Annotated in this window: 14 protein-coding genes and 3 pseudogenes; 12 read left to right on the top strand and 5 right to left on the bottom strand. The window is 70.7% G+C overall.

Annotated features, from left to right (window positions below; translation table 11 throughout):
- The first annotated feature begins 541 nt into the window (after nucleotides 1-541).
- Nucleotides 542-3025: a Helicase associated domain protein gene (locus ACFWUQ_RS18895; RefSeq protein WP_384539124.1), complete on the top strand. Its 2484-nt coding sequence runs from the start codon at nucleotides 542-544 to the stop codon at nucleotides 3023-3025.
- A 384-nt stretch (nucleotides 3026-3409) separates the two neighbouring features.
- Here ACFWUQ_RS18895 and ACFWUQ_RS18890 read toward each other — a convergent pair whose 3' ends face one another.
- Nucleotides 3410-5263 (bottom strand): hypothetical protein, encoded by a 1854-nt coding sequence (locus tag ACFWUQ_RS18890; protein WP_384539122.1) that lies wholly within the window; start codon nucleotides 5261-5263, stop codon nucleotides 3410-3412.
- Nucleotides 5264-5518: 255 nt separating this feature from the next.
- Between ACFWUQ_RS18890 and ACFWUQ_RS18885 the strand changes: the two genes are divergently transcribed.
- From ACFWUQ_RS18885 to ACFWUQ_RS18875, 3 genes and pseudogenes are all read left to right on the top strand, one after another.
- Complete coding sequence (locus ACFWUQ_RS18885) at nucleotides 5519-7213, top strand: alkaline phosphatase D family protein (RefSeq protein WP_384539120.1); 1695 nt, start codon at nucleotides 5519-5521, stop codon at nucleotides 7211-7213.
- Nucleotides 7214-8079: 866 nt separating this feature from the next.
- Nucleotides 8080-8313 (top strand): annotated as a pseudogene (locus ACFWUQ_RS18880) (hypothetical protein).
- A complete protein-coding gene (locus tag ACFWUQ_RS18875) occupies nucleotides 8310-8573 on the top strand; it encodes a hypothetical protein (protein ID WP_384539126.1) in 264 nt (87 codons plus the stop codon). Before ACFWUQ_RS18880 ends, ACFWUQ_RS18875 begins: the two are co-directional and overlap by 4 nt.
- Here ACFWUQ_RS18875 and ACFWUQ_RS18870 read toward each other — a convergent pair.
- Together ACFWUQ_RS18870 and ACFWUQ_RS18865 are read right to left on the bottom strand one after the other, a co-directional pair.
- Nucleotides 8558-9541, bottom strand: a complete 984-nt coding sequence (locus ACFWUQ_RS18870; protein WP_384539118.1) for an AAA family ATPase — start codon at nucleotides 9539-9541, stop codon at nucleotides 8558-8560. The two genes, ACFWUQ_RS18875 and ACFWUQ_RS18870, sit on opposite strands and share 16 nt — an antisense overlap.
- Nucleotides 9538-11085 (bottom strand): annotated as a pseudogene (locus tag ACFWUQ_RS18865) (Mu transposase C-terminal domain-containing protein). The gene ACFWUQ_RS18870 and the pseudogene ACFWUQ_RS18865 overlap by 4 nt, the downstream one beginning before the upstream one ends.
- A 367-nt stretch (nucleotides 11086-11452) precedes the next feature.
- Here ACFWUQ_RS18865 and ACFWUQ_RS18860 point away from each other — a divergent pair.
- From ACFWUQ_RS18860 to ACFWUQ_RS18840, 5 genes and pseudogenes are all read left to right on the top strand, one after another.
- Nucleotides 11453-12287: pseudogene (locus ACFWUQ_RS18860) on the top strand (helicase associated domain-containing protein); the annotation flags it as partial.
- 201 nt (nucleotides 12288-12488) lie between these two features.
- A complete protein-coding gene (locus tag ACFWUQ_RS18855; RefSeq protein ID WP_384539116.1) occupies nucleotides 12489-13427 on the top strand; it encodes an acyl-ACP desaturase in 939 nt (312 codons plus the stop codon).
- A gap of 59 nt (nucleotides 13428-13486) precedes the next feature.
- Complete coding sequence (locus ACFWUQ_RS18850; protein WP_384539113.1) at nucleotides 13487-13744, top strand: phosphopantetheine-binding protein; 258 nt, start codon at nucleotides 13487-13489, stop codon at nucleotides 13742-13744.
- Nucleotides 13734-14957: a beta-ketoacyl-[acyl-carrier-protein] synthase family protein gene (locus ACFWUQ_RS18845; RefSeq protein WP_384539111.1), complete on the top strand. Its 1224-nt coding sequence runs from the start codon at nucleotides 13734-13736 to the stop codon at nucleotides 14955-14957. Before ACFWUQ_RS18850 ends, ACFWUQ_RS18845 begins: the two co-directional genes overlap by 11 nt.
- A gap of 235 nt (nucleotides 14958-15192) precedes the next feature.
- Nucleotides 15193-16143 (top strand): acyl-ACP desaturase, encoded by a 951-nt coding sequence (locus tag ACFWUQ_RS18840; protein WP_384539109.1) that lies wholly within the window; start codon nucleotides 15193-15195, stop codon nucleotides 16141-16143.
- Between the two features lie 611 nt (nucleotides 16144-16754).
- On the opposite strand, the gene ACFWUQ_RS18835 is transcribed toward ACFWUQ_RS18840, so the two are convergent.
- Entirely contained in the window at nucleotides 16755-18086 is a 1332-nt protein-coding gene (locus tag ACFWUQ_RS18835) for a WS/DGAT domain-containing protein (protein ID WP_384539107.1), read from the bottom strand.
- A 166-nt stretch (nucleotides 18087-18252) separates the two neighbouring features.
- The gene (locus tag ACFWUQ_RS18830; protein WP_384539105.1) at nucleotides 18253-19728 is read right to left on the bottom strand and encodes a pyridoxal phosphate-dependent decarboxylase family protein; all 1476 of its coding nucleotides are present in this window, start codon (nucleotides 19726-19728) and stop codon (nucleotides 18253-18255) included.
- Nucleotides 19729-19769: 41 nt separating this feature from the next.
- On the opposite strand from ACFWUQ_RS18830, the gene ACFWUQ_RS18825 reads away from it, so the two are divergent.
- From ACFWUQ_RS18825 to ACFWUQ_RS18815, 3 genes are all read left to right on the top strand, one after another.
- The gene (locus ACFWUQ_RS18825) at nucleotides 19770-20687 is read left to right on the top strand and encodes a hypothetical protein (protein WP_384539103.1); all 918 of its coding nucleotides are present in this window, start codon (nucleotides 19770-19772) and stop codon (nucleotides 20685-20687) included.
- A gap of 114 nt (nucleotides 20688-20801) precedes the next feature.
- Nucleotides 20802-22973, top strand: a complete 2172-nt coding sequence (locus ACFWUQ_RS18820; protein ID WP_384539101.1) for an MMPL family transporter — start codon at nucleotides 20802-20804, stop codon at nucleotides 22971-22973.
- Nucleotides 22974-23574: 601 nt separating this feature from the next.
- The gene (locus tag ACFWUQ_RS18815) at nucleotides 23575-24312 is read left to right on the top strand and encodes a hypothetical protein (protein WP_384539099.1); all 738 of its coding nucleotides are present in this window, start codon (nucleotides 23575-23577) and stop codon (nucleotides 24310-24312) included.
- Nucleotides 24313-24544 lie beyond the last annotated feature (232 nt).

Raw genomic sequence — 24544 nt, 5'->3', positions numbered from 1 at the left:
CCCACACCAGAGCTTGTATTAGGTCTGGGGGGCTCGGATAGGTTTATAAGAGACAGGAGCGACGCCCTCCGCTGCGCTCCGGGCAGGCTCCGCTGACGCTTCGCCAGTTTCCCGCGCAAGCGCGGGAAACGCCGTCCGCAAGCGGACGGCGAGAGAGGGGTCCGGCGCAAGCGCCGGACCGATGGCGCTGACGCGCCACCAGATGCCCGCGCAAGCGCGAACATCTGACGGGCCTTCGGCCCGTTGGGGTGTCCGCTGCGCTCCCACCCCGGTCCTTCCGGCTGCGCCTCCAGTCCAGGGCCCGCTTCGCGGTCCCGGCTGGCAGCAGCGGAGGGGCCGGGGTGGTCTGTCGGGCGCGGGTCCGGGGGCTTCGGTCAGAGCCATCCTGCCCGGATCGGCTCCGTGCCATGCCCGTTGGCGGTACAGTCGTCAGTATGCATCATGCGGAATGTGGTGCGTGTAGCTGTGTAGGATCCCGAGAAAACCGCTAACTCCTCCCGTGGCGGGGTTTTCCCGCCGCTTCGTTTCAGTGGGGTGCCGAATGCAGAAGTCTGGTGACATCGTACTGCGTCCTCACCAGGAGGAAGCGGTGGAGGCGATTGTCCGGGGGCTCGATATTCCGCCCGGGAGACGGATTCCGGAGGCCGGTCTACGGGCCACGGTGGTGGCGGCATGCGGGACCGGGAAGACGTTCATCGCCGCCGCTGCGGCGCTCCGTCTGGCCCGGAACGGACGAGTTTTGGTGCTGCTGCCGACGCTGGATCTGCTGACGCAGACAGCTCGGGAATGGCGGCTGGCCGGCCACACCGGGCCCGCGGTGGCGGTGTGCTCGCTGGAGGACGACCCCGCCCTGTGGGCCCTGGGTGTGCGCGCGACGACGTCGCCGCCGCAGCTCGGGCTGTGGCACGGCCGGGGACCGGTCACCGTCTACGCCACCTACGCCTCCCTCCCGGTCATTGCCGAGGCCCACGAGGGCGCGTACGGGCTGCCGATGGACGTCTTCGACCTGGTGGTCGTCGACGAAGCCCACCGCACTTCGGGGTCGGCGGGGAAGGCGTGGGCGGACATCCACCGCCAGGAGGTCATCCCGGCGATGCGCCGGCTGTACATGACGGCCACCCCGAGGATCTGGAAGGAGCGGCCGCCGCGGTCGCGGGCGGAGGAGGAGCTGCACGAGGCGCAGGTGTCCGTCGTGGACGAGGAGACGTCAGGTCGGACGCGGCGGGTGTGGAACCGCCTCCCGAAGGAGCTCGCGTGCTCGATGGACGACGAGAGCGTGTTCGGGCCCGTCGTCTACGAGCTGTCGCTGGCGGCGGCGATCTCCCGGGGGCTGCTGGCGAGGTACCAGATCGTCGTCGCCGAGCTGACCGACCCCGTCGTCACGCCGAAGCGGCTGTTCGGCGAGGAGCGGCACGAGGAGCCGCCTCGGGGGCAGCGGCTCGCGGCGACGCAGACCGCGCTGCTGGAGACCATGGCCGCCCACGGACTGAAGACCACGATCACCTTCCACCACCGCACGGTCGAGGCGGAGGCCTTCGCCGCCGGGCTGCCCCGGGTCGCGGCCCGGCTCCACGCCGTGGACCCGGAGCGGCACCCCGAGCGGGTGTGGGCGGGGTGGCTGTGCGGGGAGCACGAGGGCGCCCACCGGCAGTCCGTGCTGGCCGACTTCGGGCGCAGGGCCGGGCGCGCCGTGCTGTCGAACTGCCGGGTCCTGGGTGAGGGAGTCGATATCCGGGCGACTGACTCGGTTGCCCTGATCGACCCGAAGGGATCGGCTGTGGACATCGTCCAGGCGATCGGCCGGGCGCTCAGGCAGCATCCGGGTCAGGGCAAGATGGCAACGCTGATCGTTCCGGTATTTTTGACGGAGAACGAGAAGCCGGAGGACATGCTTACCTCGAACTCGTATCGCCCTCTTATTCGGGTTTTGGAAGGTCTTCGGGCACACGATGAAAAGGCTGTGGAAATGCTGGCCATTCCACAGGAGAACCAGAAACGCGTCGTCGCCCCGTCACTCCCGGTCGGTCCGGAGCCCGCCGAGGGCGAGCCGGATGACCGGCCGCTGCTCCGGTTCGCGACCCCCCGCGACCCCGCTCTGATCGCGAAGTGGATCAGCTACACCGTCATCAACACCGAGCGGCAGGACTGGAAGCGGGGCGTCGAGGCCGCGTACCGCTACCGGCTGCGCGAGGAGCACTTGGACGTCCCGTACGAGCACGTCGAGGGCGCGTACCCGCTGGGGCGGTGGCTCTCCGACCAGCGGCGCGCGTACCGGGCGGGGCAGATGTCCGGGGAGCGGGCGGCCGAGCTGGAGGAGCTGGGGATCGTCTGGGACACCGCCGACGCCGCCTTCGCCGAGAACCTCGCCGCCGCACGGGCCTATTACGAACTCCACGCAACCCTCGCCGCGCCGCGCCGCGCCTTCGCCCTGGGCAAGCCGGTGGGGCAGTGGCTGACCAACGTGCGCAGGCCCGGTGGGCTGGGCAAGGACCCGGGCCGTGCCCGCCGACGGGCACAGGAGCTCGCGGCCATCGATCCGGACTGGAACCCCCGCGAGAACGGGTGGACGGTCGACTGGCAGCGCCACTACGCCTACCTCGCCCAGCTCCTCACCGGCGGCGCCCGGCTCGACGACGTCGTGCCCGGGGTCACCCTGCACGGCGAGGACGTCGGGCGCTGGCTCGCCACCCAGCGCCGCGACTTCAGCAAGCTGAACGAGGAGCAGCAGCGCAGGCTCGCCGAGCTGGGCGTGAAGGCCGTACGGGCCCGTAAGGCCCCCACGAAAGCCGCCGTGGCGTCCGGGCCGGGCGCGGGCGGCGGGGCGTTCCAGAAAGGCCTGGAGGCGCTTGCGCAGTACGTCGCGCAAGAAGGCCGGCTGCCGGGGCGCGGCGTCGTCCAGGTCCTGCCCGACGGGACCGAACACCGCACCGGGATCTGGCTCGGGAACTTCAAGGCCCGCCGCGACAAGCTCGATCAGGCGCAGCTCGCCGCGCTCGCCGAACTCGGCGTCGACTGGGCGCGGTAGCGGGGGCGAGGCCGATCAGCTGCCCGTCGGGATACCGCCCCGGACCGGCGATGCAGCCCCGTTTCACAAGGTCACAACTTCCGACTCGGGAACATGGCCCGTCGCCCGTTCACGCCTGCGAGGTGGGCGCCGCGACGCGTGGAATCGGCCCCTTGTCGGGTGCCACAGCGCCCTGGCCAGCGGTGTTCCGTACACGGCATTGACGATCCACTCAAAGCGGGAAGATGCAGGGCGCCCGAGCGCCACGCGCCGCCCAGCACCACCGTCCCGGCCAGCAGGGTCAAGACCATGCCCCCGACCTCGTACCCGAACCACTGCACCCACCAGCCGGCCGCGGCCAGCCCGGTCCCCGCCAGCGGCGGCCGGGTGTGGGAGCCGCCGCTGTCACCGCGTGCGCCCCGCGCCCCTGGCCGGTGCGGTCTGCTGCCGGTGGGCGGGGACGGCGGCTTCCGTCGGGGCCTGCTGGCCGGGGGGGGCCGCGGCGGCCGGGGTGGTGGTGGAGCGGGAGCGAGCCGCCGTCGGGGAGACCCGGACCCGGGACGCGGGCGCGGCCGGTGCCGAGGGCGGTGTCGTCAGGGAGTTGAGGGTCGCGTCCAGCACGTCCTTGACGAGTCCGACGATCGTGGCGTGCGCGAGCGGCTTGACGCCGAGCTGTTCCAGGGCCTTCGCGCGGTCGCCGAGGTCCAGGTCCCGGGGCACGGTCAGCCCCTCGGTCAGCGGGCCCCAGGAGCGCTTCGCGTCCACACTCGCGGGCGGCGCCCACGGATCGACGGCCTCCCGCACCGGCGGCGCCGCAGCAGAAGCCGGGGCGGGGGCGGTGCCCGTGGCGGGTGCAGGTGCGGGTACCCGTCCCGCCGCAGGCGCACCCCACGGATCGCCGGAGCTGCCCATGCGCGAGGCCAGCACGTCCCTGGCCGGCGGCGGGGCAGCACCGGGAGCAGCAGGAGCGGGGGCGGTGGCCGCCGGCGGGGCGGGCGCGGGGGCGGGTGCCCCGGCGGCGGCCGCGGTGGTGACGGCGGCGACGGCCTGGTCGACGCCCGCTCCGGCGGCGTGCGCGTCCAGGAGGATCCGGGCGACGTCGATACCGCGGGCGTCGAGCTGGCCCATCGCGGCCGCGATGTCCGGCCAGGCCGGGGAGGCGAGGATCGCGTCGCGCACCAGGCCCTCGGGCATCGTGGACTTCAGCAGGTCGGCCCACCGGTCGGTGCCCTCCGCCTTCGTCCGCGCGATGTTCGCGGCGACGGCCTGGTGGACTGCGGCGGTCATGCGGTTCATCTGCGGCAGGAAGGTGGCGAGGTCGACTCCGGCCTGCTGGAGACCGACGAGCTGGCGGGCCAACTGCGGCCAGTCCGCCCCGGCCATCAGCTCGGCGAGGATGTCGTCGCCCAGGACGCCGCGCAGCTGGTCGGCCGACCAGCCCGGGGCCATCTTGGCCGCGTCCTCGCTGAGTTCCTCCTCCTTGCCCGTGATCCGTTTTTGGGTGGCGCGGCGGACGGCGTCGGTGATGGTCATCATCAGCCGGTAGGCCATCGCCGCGCTCTGCGCGGCCTCCCCGAGGGCTTCGGCGAACGGCTCGGGCTGGGGCGGGTACGTCATCGGCGGAAGGCTCCCTCGGGTGGGGTCAGCGCGTACGGGACGGGCCCGGCCGTCCGGGATCCGTGCGGCGCGCGGGGCCAGTTCCAGGGCGCGGGCCCCGGCGCGCCAGCCGGCTCGGGCGTGGCCTTCGAGGGAGCGGGCGCCGGGGGCCGCGGCGGCCTGCTCGAAGGCGTCGGCCGCCCGTTGGACGCGGGCACGGACCAGGGCGGTGGCCACCGCCAGGAGGTCGCCGAGCGCGGCGACGTCGCCGGCGCCTTCGTCCTGCCCGGCGCGGCCCAGGAGCAGGGATGCTTCCCGGATCCGGTGCTCGGCGAGCGCCCAGTCGGCGTCGGTGACGAGGGGCTCGTAGCGTTCGCGGACGCGGGGCAGGGACAGGTCGTAGGCGGGCGTCGGGCCCGCGAACCAGACCGGGCGCGAGCCGTGGTCGGCGCGGTCCCCGGGCAGCGCGACCGCGTATCCGAGCAGGGCGCCGTCGTCGTCGCGGCGTTCGCGCACGCGCAGGCCCGCGTCGCGGAGCCGGTCGAGGAGCAGCCATCCCCGAAGCCTGGTCATCCCCGGTGGCCGCCAGGCCATCCACGTGGTCGACGTCCAGGAGCGGATCACCCGCGTCGGGAAGATCAGCCGGCTGGCCAGGCGCGGCACAGCGCGGGTTCTTACAACGGCACTCGCTGCGTATGAGCACGGCCCGGCGCGCCGTGCGAATCCGGACAGGCTCATCGCTGCCACGGCGGCGGTTACCGCGGAGTCCGGCGAGTCCGTTCTCTGACCCGCTGCTCCCGTGTCCGCCAGGCTCGACGCGGGGCGGCAGGGCAGCGCAACGACGCCGTTTCCGCCGTCGTTCAGTACTGTACAGAGCGGCCGTTCCGTACCGTGCGGAGCACCGGAAGGGGACTCGCGATGGCCGGTCTGAGGCTGGGCCCGCTCCTGCGCCACGTGGACTGGGAGTCGGGAACGAGCGCGACGGTGTGGGTCGAGACCGACCGGGCGTGCACGGCGGAGGTCCGGTGCCCGGGCGGCGGCGGTGGTTCGGCTCCCACGTTCTGCATCGTCGGCCACCACTACGCACTGGTGGTCGTGACCGGGCTCGCCCCTGGGTCCGCCACAACGTACGAGGTGCTGCTCGACGGCGAGCGGGTGTGGCCCCTCGCGGATTCGCCCCAGCCGCCCAGCACCATCCACACGCCGCCGGTCCCGGCGACGGGCGCGGTGGTCGCCTTCGGCTCGTGCCGGTGGGCGGCGCCTGCTGTGGGCGAGCCCGATCCGGTGGGCCCCGATGTCCTCGACACCCTCTCCGCCCGGCTCGCCGCCGACCCGGAGGCCGAGCGTCCGGACGTTCTCCTCCTCCTCGGCGACCAGGTGTACGCGGACGAGACGTCCGCCGACACCCGCGCCTGGATCGCCCGGCATCGGCGGGCCGCCGGCACGGGCTCCGCCGCCCCGCCGGACCAGGTCGCCGACTACGAGGAGTACACCCACCTCTACGACGAGTCCTGGGGCGACCCCGAGCTGCGCTGGCTGCTCTCGACCGTACCCAGCTGCATGATCTTCGACGACCACGACGTCATCGACGACTGGAACACCAGCGCTGCCTGGGTAGCCGACATGCGGGCAACGCCCTGGTGGCACGAGCGGATCACCAGCGGCCTGATGTCGTACTGGGTCTACCAGCACCTCGGGAACCTCTCCCCCGCCGAGCTCGCCGAGGATGAGCTGTACGCGGCGGTACTGGCGGCCGGCGACGGCACGGAGGTGCTGCGCGCGTTTGCCGAACGCGCCGACGCCGACCCGGCGACGGTGCGCTGGAGCTACCGCAGGGACTTCGGCCGCACCCGGGTGCTGATGGTCGACACTCGGGCCGCGCGGGTGCTGGAGGAGCAGCGCCGGGCGATGCTGGACGCCGAGGAGGCGGCCTGGCTGCGGACGCAGGTGTTCGACGACCTCGGCGGCGTCGACCACCTGCTGGTCGGGACCTCACTCCCGTGGCTGCTGCCCCCGATGGTCCACTTCGCGGAGGGTTGGCATGCGGCGCTCTGCCGGGGCGAACGCGGGCCGCGCTGGGCGCGCTTCGGTGAGTGGCTGCGCCGGCGGGCGGACCTGGAGCACTGGGCGGCGTTCACCTCGTCGTTCGAAAGGCTGACGGAGACGGTCGCCGAGGTGGGGAGGGCCGACGCCGCCCCGGCGACGGTGTGCGTGCTCTCCGGGGACGTACACCACGCGTATGTGGCGGAGCCCGTGTGGACCACCGGACAGCAGCCGCGCTCCCGTGTCTTCCAGTTCACCTGCTCACCGCTGCACAACTCGGTGCCCGCAGCGATACGGGTCGGATTCCGTTTCGGCTGGAGCCGGTTCGCCAAGGGGATCGGACATCTCCTCGCCCGCCACGGACGGGTCGCGAGACCGGCGGTCCGGTGGGAGCGCACCGGCGGACCGTGGTTCGGCAACCAGTTGATGACGCTGACGCTGCGCGGACGTACCGCGCGGCTGCGGCTGGAAAGAGCCTCGGCGGGTGCCAAGCGGGGGCGCCGCGGGACCGACCGCGCGGGAGCGCGGCTCATCGGCGTCCTCGACCGCAGTCTGGCGGATGGAAGTTGACGCCCCGCCGGACGGCGGTGGCATTCCAGCACCTGAGGGTGATCCTGCCACCGCCCACGGGTCGGCCCACCGGCGGCAACAACGGTGCGATCACCGCGCAAGCGGTGTCGGATAACTCGGCTTCCCTCACGACCGGACCACCGATCCGATGATCGGAAGGACACTCCCAGGGCCTGTCCGGACGATCGCCTACGGCGCCAGAGGACCTAGTCTGCTGCGGTGGCGCTGCCGCCAGGTGGCGTTTCTTCGGAGCTTTCCCTGCTACCACGGGGCGCTCCTTCGCCGAGGACCGCGATGCCTGCGTGGGACGGCCGCCACGCACACCGTGACGACCGCCGCCGAGGAGGCCACCTCCAGCCTCACCGCGGCCGGACCGGCAACCTCGACCCGTACCGCCGTCATCGCCGGGCCGGTACCGGCCTCCAGGGGCAGCACCGCGTCTGTGTCTTCAGGGGCGGATGGTGTCGCATCCACCCGGGACCGCCGTCCCCGGTACAGATGCAGCAGGGCGACCACCGCGGAAACCCCCGCGCCCACAGCCGGGGGAATCCCGGTCCGGTCCCAGGACGGCATCTGAGTCGTTCTCCATTTGGTTTGGTACGGACACCGCTGGCGCCCAACCTCCCAGACGGTCGACCCGCCCCACTTCTCCCTCCACCACCCCCTTGAATCGCCCATTCGAGTGACAAGAGGCGGCAACTGTGCGATTCGAACGACCGGAAAGCACCGAGGCGGCGAGATGCCGCGCCGGAGCTTCGACTGCCCCCGAGCCCCCGCCGGGCCTCGTTCGCCCTTGCCGGGGTCCGGCGGCCCGTCCCGGCGATACCGTGGATACAGACGCCGAACGACTGCCCAGGAGCACACCGATGAGCGAACAGCCGGCCCCCGCCAGTACCGTGCGGCAGCCCCTGGAGCCCGCGGCCGCCGACGCGGTCCGCGCCTAGGCCGCCAAGACCCGCGAGAACGCGGACCGGCTCGCCGCCGTCCTCGAGGACATCGCCACCAACGGCCTTCCCCCGCTGGAGGAGTGCACGCCCTGGGAGGAGCTGCGCGAGGCCCATCTCGCCCGCCTCGCCGCGCAGCGCACGGCCGTCGCCTGACGGCCGCACGACGTGCCAGGGTCGCGTTCAGCGAGTCCGCGGCCAAGCAGCTCGAAGACCTCACCACGGAGCGCGAACTCCACGCCCTGGACCGCGCCCTGGTCGCCATCTCCGTCGACCCCGAGATCGGTGAGCCGATTCCCGCCGACGGCATCAGCCCCGAGCTGCGCCAGTACACCGACGAGATCGAGGATGTCCGCGTCCTGTACTTCGTCACCGCACTGCGGACCGTCGTCGTGGTCGCCTACATCGAAACCTGACCAGGACGACCGCGGTCACGTCTCCGGACGCGGACGTCCCGTCGAGTGCGGACGCTGTGGTGCGTGCTGTTACTGTCCCGAGCGGTCAGGGGTAGGACCAGGGCCTTGGAGTAGGTGGTGCCGAGGGCGGTGGCCACCGCTTCGGCGGGCATGCCGTCGTCGCGCAGCGCGTCGGCGGCCTCCCGGCTCACCCGGGCGGCGATCCGCTGCAGCACACCGGCGGCGCGCAACGCGGCCAACGGCGCGTCCGCGGTCGTGGCGGTCAGCTGCTCGGCCGTCTCGACCAGGAGCGCGGCCAGCCGTTCGGGCAGCGGTACCGCGTTGTCGCGGACGACGGCCAGGTGTGTGGTACATCGCGGCGGAGGATCGAGATTCCGGCTGCCCGCCACCGTGAAGCATGCGAGACCCGGTGCAAGGGCTGATCGACAGGCGGAGGTCACGGGTGAACTGCTGCCAGATGAAGATCCGGGAGGAAAGCATCGGCTCGCGGCGCAGCACGGTGTGGGCGCCGGCGCCTCTGACGAAGACGATCGCGATCTGGGTGGCGGGTTCGTCCCACAGGTAGCGGAAGTACTCGAAGGCCTCGCCGTTGAGCCATTGCGCTCGTCCACGAGGAACGTACGGGGCCGTTCGGCGAGGGCTGTCTTCAGCAGGCGGTCGAACTCGCTGGGGTGGCGGGGCGGCTCCCCCAGCAGGCGCAGGGTCTCGAAGAGCTCGTAGCGGACGGCGCGGGCGGTGGGGCGGGCGCGGAAGGTGACCCGGCACACCTCCTCGCCCGCAGTCTCCTCGAGTTCGCGCAGGCAGGTGTTGACCGCGAGGGTCTTGCCGAAGCCGGCGTTGCCGTGGATACACATCATCGCCCGCGCTGCGACCGTGTCGGCGATGTTTTCCCTGGCGGTGAGCAGGGAGCGGGTGGTCACGATCTGCGCGTCGGGAAGGTCGACGTACTGGTAGGTCGGGGCGGTCACCGCGGTTCTCCCTCGCCGGTGGTGTCGGCATCGGCGGCAGCGCCCGGGCGGGGAGCCCCGGCAGTGCCTGAGCGGGGCTGCTCGTCAGCGGTAGGTGCATCCGCAGGGGCGTGGTGGGTGCGGGCGGCCAGGGAGGGCGGGGTGCGCCAGTCGGCCGGCGGCGCGGCAGGTGGGATCAGGTCCGGCAACGCCAGCCGCGACAGGTCCGCGGTGTTCTCCTCGGCGAGCTCCCGGCCCGCTTCCTGCGAGGTGAGCGTCTGCAACCGCTCGGGCCGGCCCGGCCGGGCCTGGGCTCCGTAGCGCTCGGCCAGTTCCTTGCGCAGGCGCCGGTCGCGTGCTGCCCGTGCGGAACGGACCGCGCTGATCTGCTCCGGACTCGCTTGGCCCGCGAGCTCGGCCGGGCCCATGTCGGCCCGTGGCGGCGTCGAACACCTCGATCCGGCGGTGGTGATGCGGCATGAACCGGACCCGCACCGGCTCGCCGACCAGGCCCGTCATCCACACCGCCACGTAGTCGCGGTTCCGGAAGCGGATGCCCTTGGTGGAGAGCACCCGGACACGGCCGTCGTCCTCCAGGGTGAGCGTCCACAACTCGTCCGTGCTGATCTCGCGCAGAGGCGTCGGGTCCGCCTCCACACCTGAAGCGGGGAGCGGCCCTTCAAAGGCGCGGGGCGGTGGGAGGTGTTCCACCAGGCCACCCAGTCCAACAGGCGGGTGGTGAAGTCCTCGAAGTCCAGGAGCACCTCGTCCTTCGGCCGCGCCCGGCGCCGGCCCGGGCGGGGCTGGCGTACGTAGCCGGGCAACGCGGCCAGGAACATCGACTCCACCGCCCGGTTCAGGCCCTCCACCGTGCCCTTGAGGTGCGGGGTGTAGGCGGGCAAGTCCTCGACGGTGACGTCGAGAGCGTTGAACGCGGCGGTCACCGTCCTCGACAGGAAGTCCCTGCCCCGGTCCACGCGTACTTTCTCCGGCAGGCCGCCTTACGGCCCGAACAGCTCCTCGCGCACCGCGGCCGCCCGGAGGGCGGCCAGGACCGACTCCCGCGACGGATGCCCCGGTGTGACCGCGACACCCGTGATCGTGTTCGTCGCGCAGTCCACGAACCAGGTGACCCACGGCCGGCGGACGGTGCCCTCGACGTCGACCAGGACCGGGGCCTGGACGTGATCGGCCTCCCAGACCTGGTTCCGCCACCCCCGCGGCCGCGACAAGAACACATCATGCTTGCGGGCCTCACACTCACCACGGGCAAGGCCCGCCCGCTCCCCCGGCGTCAGATCACGCCGGATCGCGCGATGCAGCGTCGGAACCGACGGAGGCGGATCACCCTCGCCCCGGGCCGCGCGGGCGGTCAACTCACGATGAACAGCAGCGACGTTCCCTCTCCACACCCCGAGCAGAACCCTCACCTCCGCGGTGACCGTGAACCGCCCGTGATGCCGGTCCCGCTCCCCCGGCGCCGCAGCCGCGGCCTCGTCTTCCTCGGCGGCCGCCAGCCACCGCCACACCGCCCGCTCCCGCACGCCCAAAGCGTCCGCCGCCATCCGAACATGCCGCGTGGTGAGTCTCCCCTCCCGGCGCAGAGCCAACAGACGACGTACTGCCGGCCCCCGCAACGCCCGAACCGATACGGCCGGCAAAGCAGCCCCCGTATCCCCACCCGACCCCGCCGGCGGCTGCATTCCTTCATCCACCCCCCGATCACACCAACCACCCGCCGGCCGGTGAATCAGAACTCACGAAACTGAGACAGCGTCACACCTGCCGCGATAAAGGCCCCAGACAGCGATCCCCCACCGATCTCTCACATCCAAGACAGTGCCCCCGCCCCCCTAAACAGCCCCCGACCAGCATCAACACACTCAGGCCCACTGTCTCTCACACCACTGTCGCCAAACCGAGAGATCGCAGGTGCATCAGCAGCGCAAGGCGCTGCGGGCCGGGGAGCTGGAAGAGCGGCGCAAGGAACTACTGGACGCGCCGGAGGCCGGCATGGTCTGGGAACCCGGCGAAGAGGCATGGGAAGCCAAACTCGCCGCCCTCCGCTCCTACCGCCGGGCCACCGGACACCTCGCCCCCCGACAAGACGCCATATGGGGCAAAGGCGACGAAATGATGCCCATCGGACAACACATGGCCAACCTCCGCCGCAAAGGAACCAAGAACGGCCTGGGCAAAGACCCGGACCGGGCCGCGGAGCGCGCGGCGCAGCTCGCCGCCATCGACCCGGACTGGAACTGCCCCTGGCCGCTCGACTGGCAACGCCACTACCGCGTCCTCGCGGACCTGGTCGACACCGACGGTCACCTGCCCGACATCGCACCCGGCGTGCTCATGGACGGCGACGACATCGGCAAATGGCTCCAGCAGCAGAAGCAGCCGGCCACCTGGACGCGGCTCCAGGCCGAACAGCAGGAACGGCTGACCAAGCTCGGCGTACAACCCAACCAGGCGCCCCCTCCCGCCCCCGCAGCGGCGCGCACGGCGAAGGGGCCCGAACAAGGCGCAGCAGGCGTTCCAGCGCGGCCTGGCAGCCCTCACACAATGGGTAGAGCGCGAAGGCGCCCACCGGCCCGTCCCCCGCGCGCACGGCGAGGAGATCACGGTCCAGGGCGAAACGGAGCCGGTCGTCGTAAAACTCGGCGTATGGGTCTCCAACACCAAGTCGAGGCGCGCCAAGCTCACCGCCGACCAGCTCGCGGCCCTCGCGCAGCTGGGCGTGACGCCACCAGGTGCACTTCGTTGATCGGGCCGGACACATCAGTGCACGAAAAGGACCACGAGCCCTTGGCCTCTGATGGTGCCGCCGCCCCGCGGAAGTGGCACGTCGCGAGGGTGTGTTGGCGCCAGTGCACCAAACGGGTGAATGATCGTTTCCGGTTCCCGCCGTATGCGTTTGCAGTCTGCGGACAGGCATGTCCCCGCATATGAAGAAGGGCACAGGTGGATGACCGAGGCTGTGGCCGAGACGGAGAGCGTTCTGCGGGAGTTGGAGCCGGCGGTGGAGCGACTCCTCGAGCGGCACCTGGCCACCGCCCGTGACTGGTTCCCGCACCAGTACGTGCCGTGGAGCGCAGCACACGACTACGACGGCCCACTGGACGGCACGGCCTGGTCACCGGAGCAGACAGCACTGCCCCAGGCCGTACAGGACGTGCTGGTGGTCAATCTGCTGACCGAGGACAACCTGCCCAGCTACCACTTCGAGATCGCCACCCGATTCGGGCGGGACGGTGCCTGGGGCACCTGGGTACATCGGTGGACGGCCGAGGAGGACCGGCATGCCTCGGTCCTGCGTGCCTACGTCCACGCCCGCCGCGTCGTGGACCCCATCGCCCTTGAAAATCTGCGGATGCGGCACGTCGGCACCGGCTACCACTCCGGTGCGACAACGCCCCTGCATGCGCTGGCCTACGTCACTGTCCAGGAACTGGCGACTCGGCAGGCCCACCGGAACGCCGGAGCAGCTTGTGGGGACTGGGCCGGCGAGCAGTTGATGGCGCGGATTGCGGCCGATGAGAACCTGCACATGCTCTTCTACCGGGATTTGTTCGCTGACGCGCTCGCCCTGTACCCCGCCGCGGCGCTCGCCGCCCTGGCCGATGTCCTCGAACACTTCGAGATGCCCGGTGCGATGATCCCTGGCTTCCGGAGACGTGCGGCGCGCATCGCGGCATCCGGCATCTACGACCTGGATGTCCACCTCGAGCATGTGGTGGCCCCCCTTGTGCGGGCACTGAAGGTCACCTCTCTCGTCGGCATCGGAGCGGTCGGCGAGCAGGCGCAGGAACGCTTGGGTGTGCATGTGGAGCAGCTCACCGTACGGGCGGCCCGAGCTCGAGAACTGTTCGAGCGCATGGAGGCCACGCGTCGTTCATCCGAATGACCGGCGGTGACTGCCGCGAGCCACGTACAGATCGAAAATTCTTGCAGGAGGAACCAGACATGACCCAAGCCGCATACAACGCCCTTCCCGATCAGCTTGTAGCCCTGGTCAACGAGCAGCTGGGCGGCGAGGCACAAGCCCGGCAACTCACGCCGGATCTCACCTTCGAGAGTCTCGGCATGGACTCCCTGGCCCTGATGGAACTGGTCGTGGCGGCGGAGGAGCGGTTTGGGATCGTGCCCTCCGAAGAGGCAATGGACCTGGCCCCGTCTGCCACCCTCGCCGACGCCGCCCGTGCCTTCGCCGATGCCCGCTGACGTCGCCATCACCGGGCTCGGGCTCGTCACCCCGGCCGGGCACACGCTTGAGGAGAACTGGGCGGCCCTGTGCCGGGGCCGATCGCTGGCCGCCCGGGACTCCGAGCTCGTCGGCCTGCCCGTCGACTTCTCCTGCCAGGTGACCGGCCTCGACGCTGCAGCGGGACTCGGTCCGCCGCGGGGCCGGCGGGTGGGACGGTTCATCCAGTTCGCGCTTCTCGCCGCCCGCCGGGCAGTCACCGACGCAGGTCTGCCCACGGACGTCGGACTCGGCGAACGGGTCGGGGTCGTGCTCGGCGTCGGATCGAACTGCTTGAGCACATACATCACCGAGTTCGGGCATCTCGGCGCGGGCCGGCCGGTGCGCGTCTCGCCGCTCGCGCTGCCGCGCAGCGTGCCGAGCATGGCTGCCGGTGAGGTTGCCATGGACCTCGGCGCCCAGGGCCCCAACTTCACCACCGCGAGCGCCTGCGCCTCGGGGGCGACCGCGATCGGAGTGGCACGTGATCTGCTGCGGTCGGGAACCTGCGACATTGTGCTCGCGGGCGGCAGTGAATCGGGCCGGTCCCGGATGACGGCCACCTGCTTCACCCGGATGCGCGCGCTGTCGCCGCGCCGCGACGAACCCGAGCTGGCCAGCAGGCCGTTCGACGCAGCTCGGGACGGATTCGTCCTCGGTGAGGGCGCTGCCGTCCTCGTACTGGAACGGGCCGCCGACGCACGCGCCCGGCAGGTCGAGGTGCTGGCCCTGCTGCGCGGTTACGGTGCGGGGTCCGATGCCTACCATCCCGTCGCCCCGCATCCACAGGGCGACGGCGCCGTCCGCGCAATCGTGGCCGCCCTCCAGGACGCGGGGTGCAGCCCTCACGACATCGGACACGTACAGGCGCACGGCACCTCCACCCCGCTCGGCGACCAGGCGGAAGCCGCAGCCCTGGCGCGCGTCTTCGGCGACACCACGCCTCCCGTCACAGCGTCCAAGGGGGTGATCGGACACTCCCTGGGGGCGGCGGGCGCGATCCAGGCGGCGTACACGGTCCTCGCGCTACGCCACGGCACGGTCCCACCCACCGCGAACTTCCAGCAGCAGGACGGCAAGCACCTGCTGGACATCGTGGCCGGCCCGCCTCGTCCGGTCACCACCAACACGGCCGTCAGCTGCGCCTTCGGTTTCGGCGGGCAGAACGCGGTGCTGCTGCTCAGCAGCACGTAGCTAACCGCAGCACCGCCGCATCGTACGGCCCTCGAGCTGAACCTGACCCGGTGGTGACGGTCCTGGCACAGGGCCCCCGAGGGCCGCGCTGGACGTTGCCGACATCGAACGGGTGAAGGTCCAGGAGCCACCACCCGCAGGTGTGGCCGTCCGGGGAGGACCGAGCATCACGTGACACCCCTGTCGGAGGGCCGGACCAGCGGCGCTCCGCAGGCCGAAACCCCTTGGAGTAGCCATGGACCGCTGCCAGGCACCTCGCCGTGACGTCAGCCTGCTGCGCGAGCTCGAGCCAGTGGTGGCGAAGGCGGTGGACGCCCATTTGGAGAGCGCGGATGACTGGTATCCCCATGAGTACACCCCCTGGAGTCGGGGCGCTGATTTCGACGGCGTGTTGGCCGGGACACCGTGGGAGCCGGAACAGGGCACTCTCGGTAAGGCAGCCCGGGATGGCCTGGTGCATAACCTCCTCAGCGAGGACAACCTGCCGAGTTACCACCGTGTGATCGCCGAGCTCTTCACCCGGGACGGAGCCTGGGGAACCTGGGTCAATCGCTGGACAGTCGAAGAAGGCCGCCACAGTATCGCCATTCGCGACTACCTCATGGTCACCCGCGCGGTTGATCCTGTCGCCCTGGAGAAAGACCGAACCGCCCACGTCCAAAACGGCTGGGGCATGGACTACGGCGACGATGTCGTCGCTTCGCTGGTCTATGTGACCCTCCAGGAACTCGGCACGCGCGTCTCCTACCGCAACATCAAGCTTCAGTGCGGCGACGCGGCCTGCGAGGCAATGCTCAGCCGCATCGCCATGGACGAGAACCGGCACATGCTGTTCTACCGCACGGTCCTGTCGGCAGCGATGGATCTGCATCCTGACCGGACCGTACGGGCTGTGGCAGATGTCGCCGCTTCCATCCGTGCGCCCGGCCACGGCGCCCCCGGCTATGCACGGCTGGCTCAGTCGATGGCCCGCTCCGGTATCTACAGTCCCGTCACCCACTACGAAGAGGTCTTGCAGCCCATCGTGCGCTTCCTGGGCATCTTCGACGTCAGTGGCCTGCGCCCGGACGGCGAGCAGGCGCGAGAGGAACTCGCGGCCGTGCTTGAGCACTCCGCCGGCCAAGCCGCGCGGTTCACCCGCATCTTCGAATCCTCAGCCCCGTCCCACCCAGCCTCGGTTCACTGATCAGGGCTGCAGATCCGCGCCGCTTTCCGCGGAGACGTCAGTGGCCGCCCCCCTCGAGTCCCCGTAGGGGCAGCGAGGGGGCGCAGGCAATCTGGACCGCAGCCTGTGGTGGTCCAGATTGCCGTGAACCCATGGCGTGGCGAACCAGCCCTGGGGAAGTTTGTGCCAGGGCGCGCGGGGTCAGGCGTCACCGCCGGACGGCCTAACCTCTCAGTCGCTGGCCGGGCGGGCTGAACAACGAGATATTGGTTGCCCTGGTGTCCGGTCTGACAAGACCGGTGTGTGGCCGGTGAACCGCACCCCGGCTGCCTCTGGATGCCAGGTGCCGGCCCCTTCGCCGCGCGAGTCGGGGCCGATCTGTCAACGGGATGGCGAGCCTTCCGTTGTCCCGAGCGGCATGGGCGGCGGGGCGTCCACGGCGGGACGGGCAGACTCGCGTCATGGGAGTGCGCTGCGGCGGCAGGAGGGTGACGGTCGCGCCGAGGTCCTTGGCCCCTCCTCGGCTTCGCGGGCGAGGAACTCGATCTGCCGGCCGAGCGCGGGCAGCTCGGTCTGATCCGACTCGGCGGCAGGCCGTCTGCCCAGCGCGTCCGGGAACTGTACTGATCCGGTTACGCGTCTTGTTCGGCAGAGCTTGTCGCGACGGGTTCTGCATGGTCGGGTGCCGGATCCGTGATTGTGCTGGGCATGGGGGCTGTGACAGGGCGGGGCTGGGTGAAAGCGCCTTCGAGCGCGTCGAGCTCGGCGAGCCAGCGGGCGGGGAGTTCGTCGATGTCGGGCAGGCTGGGGTCGGCGACGACGGCCAGGTGCGCGGTGTCGGCGTATTCACCCAGGCAGACCGACAGGTGGTGTCCTGCGGGCAGGAACATCAGCGGCAACATGGTGCGGGTCTTGCGGCCATTGAGTCGAAGGGGCCGCGTGGGGCCGGGGACGTGGGTGGCCACCATGGTGGTGCGCCGCCAGTGCAGGATTCGTGCCAGGGCTCTGCCATGCCAGCGGGTGGGCAGGACGTCGAACAGGACATCCGCGTCGGGATCGCGGTGGCTGATGCGGATGTTTCTGGTGGCCAGGCGTGTGGCGGCCAGGCGTTCGGCGGCGGTGGGCAGGTGGCAGGGCAGGGTGACGGGGACACCGCGGTGGAAGTTGCCCAGCGCGGCGCTCGTGTCGCCGCGCCGGGTGTTGAGGGGGACCGTCACCCGTACGGTGCCTGTGCCTTTGTGGGGCAGCCAGGGCCGCAGGGCGCCGGCGAGGGCGGCCAGGTAGACGTCGTTGAGACTGACACTCCCTTCCCGGGCGATGGCCTTCATACGAGGCAGGGGGGTGTGGACCCACATGCGCCTGGGTGGGCCGGTCGGGGCTTGAACGCGGTCGGGGCCAAGGCTGATGGCGTTCGCGGGCAGCGCGATGCCGGCGACCGCGCGTACCAGGGCGCGCACGCGTGCGCTCGTCCAGGAGGGTGGGGGCACGGGGGGTGTGCGGCGGCGCGGGAGGCCGGGTTCCCGCATCGCGGCGAGCGTGATCCCAATCAGGGACATGCCGTCGAGGAGGCCGTGGTGGGCGCGAAGGAGCAGGGCGAATTCGTCGTCACGGTGGCCGTGGAGCAGGGTCATGCCCCAGGTGACGTCCATGAGCGGCTGGGCGCATACGCGCTCGATGGCCGAGTGCAGCGCGGGGTCCCCGCCCTGCGTGGTCAGCGCGACCTCCTCGAGGTGATCGGCTGGCACGGTCGGGCCTACCGCCTTCGCGCCCCGTGGGCGGGCCCGGTCGCGCAGCGGCGGGTGGGCCATCCGCATCAAGTCGATCAACGCGTGCAGTTCTACGCTCGAAGGGGCGGGGCCGGCGGTCACGGCCACCCCGCCGATCTCCACGTTCGTGTGAGGGTGTGCCGCCGCGTAGTCGAACCAGCGTTCGCCCGCCGTCGTGGCGTCGTCATGGTCGTGCACAGGGTTCTCCGCTGAATGTCGTTCGCGTGGCGAAGGCTGGGGCGGTGGGCTTGTGTTTATCAGGCACGTCACGCCGTGGAACGCGGCATCGACGGAGCACCGGTGCGGCCGGATCTCATTCGCTCACCGCGGCCTCCCGGCGGGCGGCGTCCGGGCAGGTACCTGGTTACCGGGCGCCTACTGTCGTCGGCGACGTTTGGGATGACGCGGGCCGGCCCTCGGGGATCGCGGCGGCGATCTCGCGCACCAGCGCCCAGGCGTTGCGTACGGAGGCCTGGGACGCCAGGCGCGAGCCCAGGGCCGCGCGCAGGATGTAGCGGCCGTCGACGGTGGTGGGTGTCACGAGGATCTGGTGGGTGGCGTCGAGCTCGACACGTAGGCGCTCTGTGCGGGCGTTGTCACCGGCGAGGCGGAAACACACCAGTCCGAGTGAGTGTGAGACCAGTTCGAAGCCGGGGCTGTCCCGGACCAGGTCGGCGAGCAGCTCGGCGTGGGAGAGCTGTTCGCGGATGTGCGCGCGCAGGCCCTCGACGCCGTGGGTGCGCAGGACGAACCACAGTTTCAGGGCGCGGAAGGGGTGCATGAGCGGCACCTGCCAGTCGCGGAAGTCGGTGACGTCGCCTGAGTCGCTGGCCTGGTTGCGTAGGAATGGCGGGCGGATGTCCATGGCGGCGGTGAGGCTGTGCCGGTCGGCTACCCACATGGCGTCGCAGGGCGGCCCGGTGAGCAGCCACTTGTGGCAGTTCACGGCGTAGGAGTCGGCGTGCTCGACGCCCTCGTTGATCCAGCGGTTCTCTGGGCAGACGGCGGCCGAGCCGGCGTAGGCGGCGTCCACGTGCAGCCAGGCCCCGAACTCCTGGCACACTGCGGCGACGGCGGCGATCGGGTCGATAGCGCACGTGCCGGTGGTACCGACGGAGGTGACCACGATCGCGGGCACCAGGCCTGCGGCGCGATCGGCTGCCAGTTGCTCGCGTAGGGCGGTGGGGTCCATCTCGCAGGTGCCTGCCAGGGTGGGGATCTGGGTCGGTTCCCCCAGACCGGCGATGCGTGAGGCCTTGGGGACGCAGGAGTTCGCCTGCTCGGTGCAGTACAGGCGGTAGCGCCCTTCAGTGCCGTGCTCGCGCCAGCGTCCGCCTGAGGCCCGGTACAGGGCGGCGGCTACGGCCACCAGGACCGCTGAGGATGCGGAGTCCTGTAGGACCCCACCGCCGTCCCCGGTGCTGAGGAATCGCTCCGGCAGGCCCAGCGCGACCGCGAGGTGGTCCAGGACCGCCTCCTCGAGTTCGGTGGCGGCCGGGCCCGTCGACCACATCATGTGCTGGACCGCCAGGCCGGAGGCCAACAGCTCGCCGACCACCGACGCGGGGCTGGTCTGGGTCGGGTAGTAGCCGAGGAACGAAGGGTGCTGCCAGTGGACGAGCCCGGGGATCACCACCCGCCGTACATCGGCAAGGACATCCCGGATCGGCTCGCCGTGCACCGGTACGCAGTCCGGCAGCATGGCACGTACGTCCCCGGGGTGAAGGTCCGGCGTCACCGGCAGGCGTTCCTCGCGCAGGTCCTCCCAGTAGTCCTCGAGGATCGCGGCGACCTCGCCGATTGCGCTGCGAAACGAATCATCACCAAGAGTCACTGACATGCCGGGTAACGTACCGCATAAAAACTAGTGAAATGGCCCAGATGACAAGCGAATCCGTGCTGTGGCTCGCCCCGCCCCAGCACCTGCCCCACGGCCTGGGGACCCTACGCGAGGCCGCGGACCGACCTGACCGTCACCACACACCCCCAGACCACCGCCGGCTCCCCGAACGCGACCCCCGCGAAGCCGCGTTCGACGAATACTTCGCGGTCGCACGATGCTCCTGCGCCCCCGCGCCCCTGTTGATCGACGCCCTCGACGACACCCTCGCCACAGTGCGGGCCTTCTCCCGTCACCCGGACGGATCTTTAACGGAGCCCGACCTCGATCTCGCCGCGCACGCGGCCGGCCTGACCCCGGAAACCGGCCTCTACGAGCCCCGGACGCAGACCACGGTGCGCCAACGCTGGATTCAGGGGCACCGGCTGTTCTTCGCCCTCACCCAGGCGACCGTGGTCGCCCTGCGGCACGCCCTTCGCGCTCCCTCCTCCGCAGGTTCCGCCCTCGGCCTGGAAAGCGCGGCTCACTTCCTGCGCGCCAGCGCGTCCGCCCTGCGCATCACCGCGTCTTTCGACGCGCAGGACTACCACGACACTGTCCGGCCCTCGATGGCCCCACCGCAGGCTCCCCGTGGATTCTCCGGCCTGTGGTCGGCCGATCACCGCGTCCTGGTGCAGAGTCTGCGCGAGTGGGGGCTGGCCGCACCGGCGAAGTCCTCCAGCTTGCGCCCCGCCCACCGGCGCCTGGTGGAGGTCCTGACAGATGTTCACCACGCCCACGTCGGCGTCTGCTCGCGCTTCGTGGGCTCCGGACCCTCCCTGCTCCGCGGCGCGGAACCGGGGGTGCAGGTTCTGGACCGCCTGTGCCAGCGGCGCCGCACCGCTCTGGACGCCGCGCCCGCCGACAGGCCGGCCCAACTGCCCGACGCCCGGAATGAAAACCTCACCCTTCACCACTGAACCCGCACTTGACGCGTCCCGGGCGGGCGGGGGAAGCCGACTCGGCTCGGCTGCCGGGTGGTCTTCCCACCAGCAGCAACATCACTTGTGTGTGTCTTGATCGTTGATGCGGGTATGCCAGTACGCAGCGAGGACGGGACAGGGAGGGGGGCGTGGTCGGCTTCCCGGGCCTGGAGGGTGGTGGTGTGCGCGGCGGTTGCGCTGGTCGCGGCGCTCCTGAGCCTGCCAGCGGTGTCCGGCGTTTTCGGTGCTGGAGGGACCATCGCCACAGGCACCGAGTCAACCAGGGCTCAGACTCAGGCTGAGGTACTGGGGGTCGGCACCCCGGATCTGGTGCTTGCCGTGACGGTGCGCGACGGGGGCGCACGGCCGGCGGTTGCAGCCGGTGCGGGTGTCGTTGCCCGTGTGCTGGCGGACGAGCCGGCTGTGCGTACGGTGCAGTCGGCCGCCACGGGAGACCCGTGGCTGATGTCGCGGGACGGACGCACCGGACTGGTGACGGTCTCGCTGTCGGGCAGCGACGCGGCCCGCAAGGAAGCGGCGTTGCGTCTGGTGCCCAAGGCGCGGGCGGCGGTGCCGGGGATGCGGGTGGACGCGAGCGGGGTCTCATGGGCGACGGCCGAGATCGACCAGCAGGCCGAGGCCGATCTGCTGAAGGCGGAACTCTGGGCTGCGCCGCTCATCATGCTTCTCCTGTTGCTGACCTACGGTTCGTGGGCTGCGGCCGCGCTGCCCCTCGTGGTCGCGATGCTGGCCGTCGTCTGCTGTGTACCGTTGCTGGGTCTGCTGGGCCACGTGAGTGATGTGTCAGCGTTCGCGGTCAACGCGGCCGCGGCTATCGGCTTCGGTCTGTCGATCGACTTCACCTTGTTCGTCCTGGCCCGCTACCGCGAGGAGCACGCGAAGGGAAGGCCGCGCGCCCGGGCACTGGACGTGGCGCTCAAAACATCTGGTCGCTGCGTGTTCTGTTCGGCTGTGGTGATCTCGTCATGCCTGGTGGCGGTGGCCTTCATCCCCGTCCCGCTGCTGCGCGCGCTGGCTCTTGCGGGTGTGGCGGTGACATTGCTGGCGGCGCTGGCCGCGTTGACGGTGCTGCCGGCCGCGTTGACGCTGCTGGGTGATCGCGTCGATGGCGCCGACCCGCTGCGCAGACTGCGCCGGGCTCCGGTCGGAGGAGCCAGCCGGTTCTGGCGGGAGCTCGCCCGCCGTGTCACTGCCCGGCCCGTGGCGGCGGGCCTGGGGGCACTCGCGGTGCTGGTCGTGGTGGCTTGGCCCGCAACGGGTCTGCGGTTGGGCGCGATCGACGAGCAGACGCTGCCGCCGGCGGCCTCGGCCGCCACTGCGGCCGCGGACCTGCGCGGGCGCTTCGACGTACCTCCGGAACGAGTCCAGGTGGTCGTCCTCGAACGGCCGGGCTCGGGTCTTGGAAACTACACGGCCACCGTGGCCCGGCTGCCGCATGTAGGTGCGGTGCGCATTGTGCCCAACCCTGCGGCGGATCGGCCCGGACAGGCGGCGCAGGAACAGCGCCCGGCAGTGGTGCTGGTGGCGGCAACGGTGGGACCCGACACGCCCCAGGCCGCGCGCCTGGTCGATGGGCTGCGCAAGACTCCCGCGCCGGGCCCGGTCCTGGTAGGCGGCCGTGCCGCGCAGATCACCGACACCACAGACGCGGTGCGCGGCGCGCTGCCCTGGGTGGCAGTGGCGATGTGTGTGTTCCTGCTGGCCGCGCTCACCGCGTTCACCCACAGTGCAATGGCCCCTCTGAAAGCGCTCGCGGTGGCCGTCATCAGCTTGACTGCCGTTACCGGATTGATCGTGTGGACCTTCCAGTACGGATACGGGGCGGACGTGCTGGGCGGGTTCACGGTCACCGGTTCCCTCGACGCAAGTCTGCTGCTGTTCACCCTGGCCGTCGCGTTCGGCCTGTCCATCGACTACGAGGTCTTCCTCCTCGGCAGAATCAGGGAGGAGTTCGACCGCGGCCTGGACAACCAGGCGGCCATCATCAAGGGCATCTCCCGCACCGGACGGCTGATGACCTCCGCCGCAGCGGCCCTCGCCATCTCCACCGCTGCCATCACGACTTCCCACGTCACCATCCTCAAACTCATGGGCGCGGGCATCGCCTCGGCAGCGATCCTCGACGCAGTCCTGGTCCGCGGAATCCTCGTCCCCTCAGTCATGGCACTTCTCGGTCCCGCCAACTGGTGGAAGCCGGCACCCATCGGCCGGCGACGTCGTCCCGGCCCGCGCACCACGACAAGTGAACCCGCAGCGAGCTGACCGCCCGGCTGCCCGGCCACCACGTCGTCCTCGTCCACGCTCCAGCCGACTCGACAATCACAGCCACATGGTCCGCTACCTGCAGCAACCACGACACAGTCGTCACCGGCACACTCAGCCTCCCTGTAGCCGATGAAGCCCTCTCCCTGATCGAACTCCTCTCCGAACCAAACAGCCAGCAAGACTGCTAGACACGACCACGCCCGCTGACACCCAACCGTTGCCATCGCACTGACCACTCACACGTGCCGTGCGGCACCATTCCAGGACAGGCATTTCTGCTCAGCCAGCGGCCGCGGCTGTGCCCCCACCGACCGGAGGCACGTCCGCGACGCTCCCGTCCAGGCGCAGGCGCACGTGCCGCACCGGGTGCCGGTACAGGCTCCCCCGGTCGATCGCGACGTCGGCACTGATCTCCGCAACGAGGTCAGAACGAACAAGGACCGCGTCGAGGACATCGCGGCTCCCCCACGCCGAGGAGAATTTCACCCCGGTCCACGGATGCTCCGAACCGGCTGCGGTGAGGTGCTCGGCGACCTGCCTGCCTGTCTGTCAGGTAAGCCTGCCAGACCATTCCGGAATGCTTCGCAATGATTAGCTCATGCAGGATGAAACGAGTGAAGTGCCCTCGAATTCAGACGCGGGTGCGAGTAACCCGCCGCGCCGCCCGAAGACATGGGTCCGATGGCTTGAGATCGGCGCGGGCATTGCCACTATCGCCGGGCTTGTCGTGGCGGTTCTCCAGCTGACGGCGGACGCACCCAAGAGGCCGGATCGCACAGAAGTTCACCTCCTCCGCCCCTTCCGGAATGACGGAACGCTCCTTCCGCCGTACCAAGAAGACGGTCATGGAGCGGCCAAGTGCCAGAACAGTCGCGTGAGCAGTGATCCTGAAGCACTGCGGTGTTTCTCCAACGAGGCAGTAAGGGATCCATGCTGGCCATTCGCCTACCCTGCATCAGGGCTCCCCCGTAGAGCAGCCTGTCTAGCTTCGCCATGGGCGAAAGAAGTGTGGATAGTTGACGATCCCACAATCGACCGCCAGCCCCGTCCCACCGACGTGCCCCCCAGCGAAGGGCATCCATGGGCGATCTCTCTCAAGTATCCGTCCGGGGGATCCCAGAGCTTCCGCTGCCTCTACAACGGGGGAGCCGCCGACATCATCGGCGGAGAGCGAAAGAACTACATCTGCAGGACTGCAGAGAACCCGGCAGCCGAGAAGACCGACGGCTACGCCGTCGGGCAAATCAACGCCGAAACAGACCTGTGGAAGATCAGCTATGCCCCGGAAGGAAGTAGCAACACCAACCAGGCAGACGTGATGGAGGTATGGCGGTGACGCTGACCCGGCCCACTGACAGGCGGCGTCCGATACTTGAGCCGGCCTGACACACACCAGTGCACGGCACGGAACCCGGGACTCCCCTGTCTCCAGGCTCCCGCTCCCGGGCAGGGACCGTGGTGCCGGAGCAGTGGGCTGTGCGGCCGCGTGCGCAGCTGTGGGCAGGGACAGGGTCAGGGCGAAGGCCGCAGCCGCGACAGCGGACCGCTTCATGATCATCATGGGGCGG

Source organism: Streptomyces sp. NPDC058662, assembly GCF_042716255.1.
GTDB lineage: Bacteria > Actinomycetota > Actinomycetes > Streptomycetales > Streptomycetaceae > Streptomyces.
The sequence above is the reverse complement of the archived record's forward strand: the minus strand, read 5'-3'. Positions and strand labels throughout refer to the sequence as shown.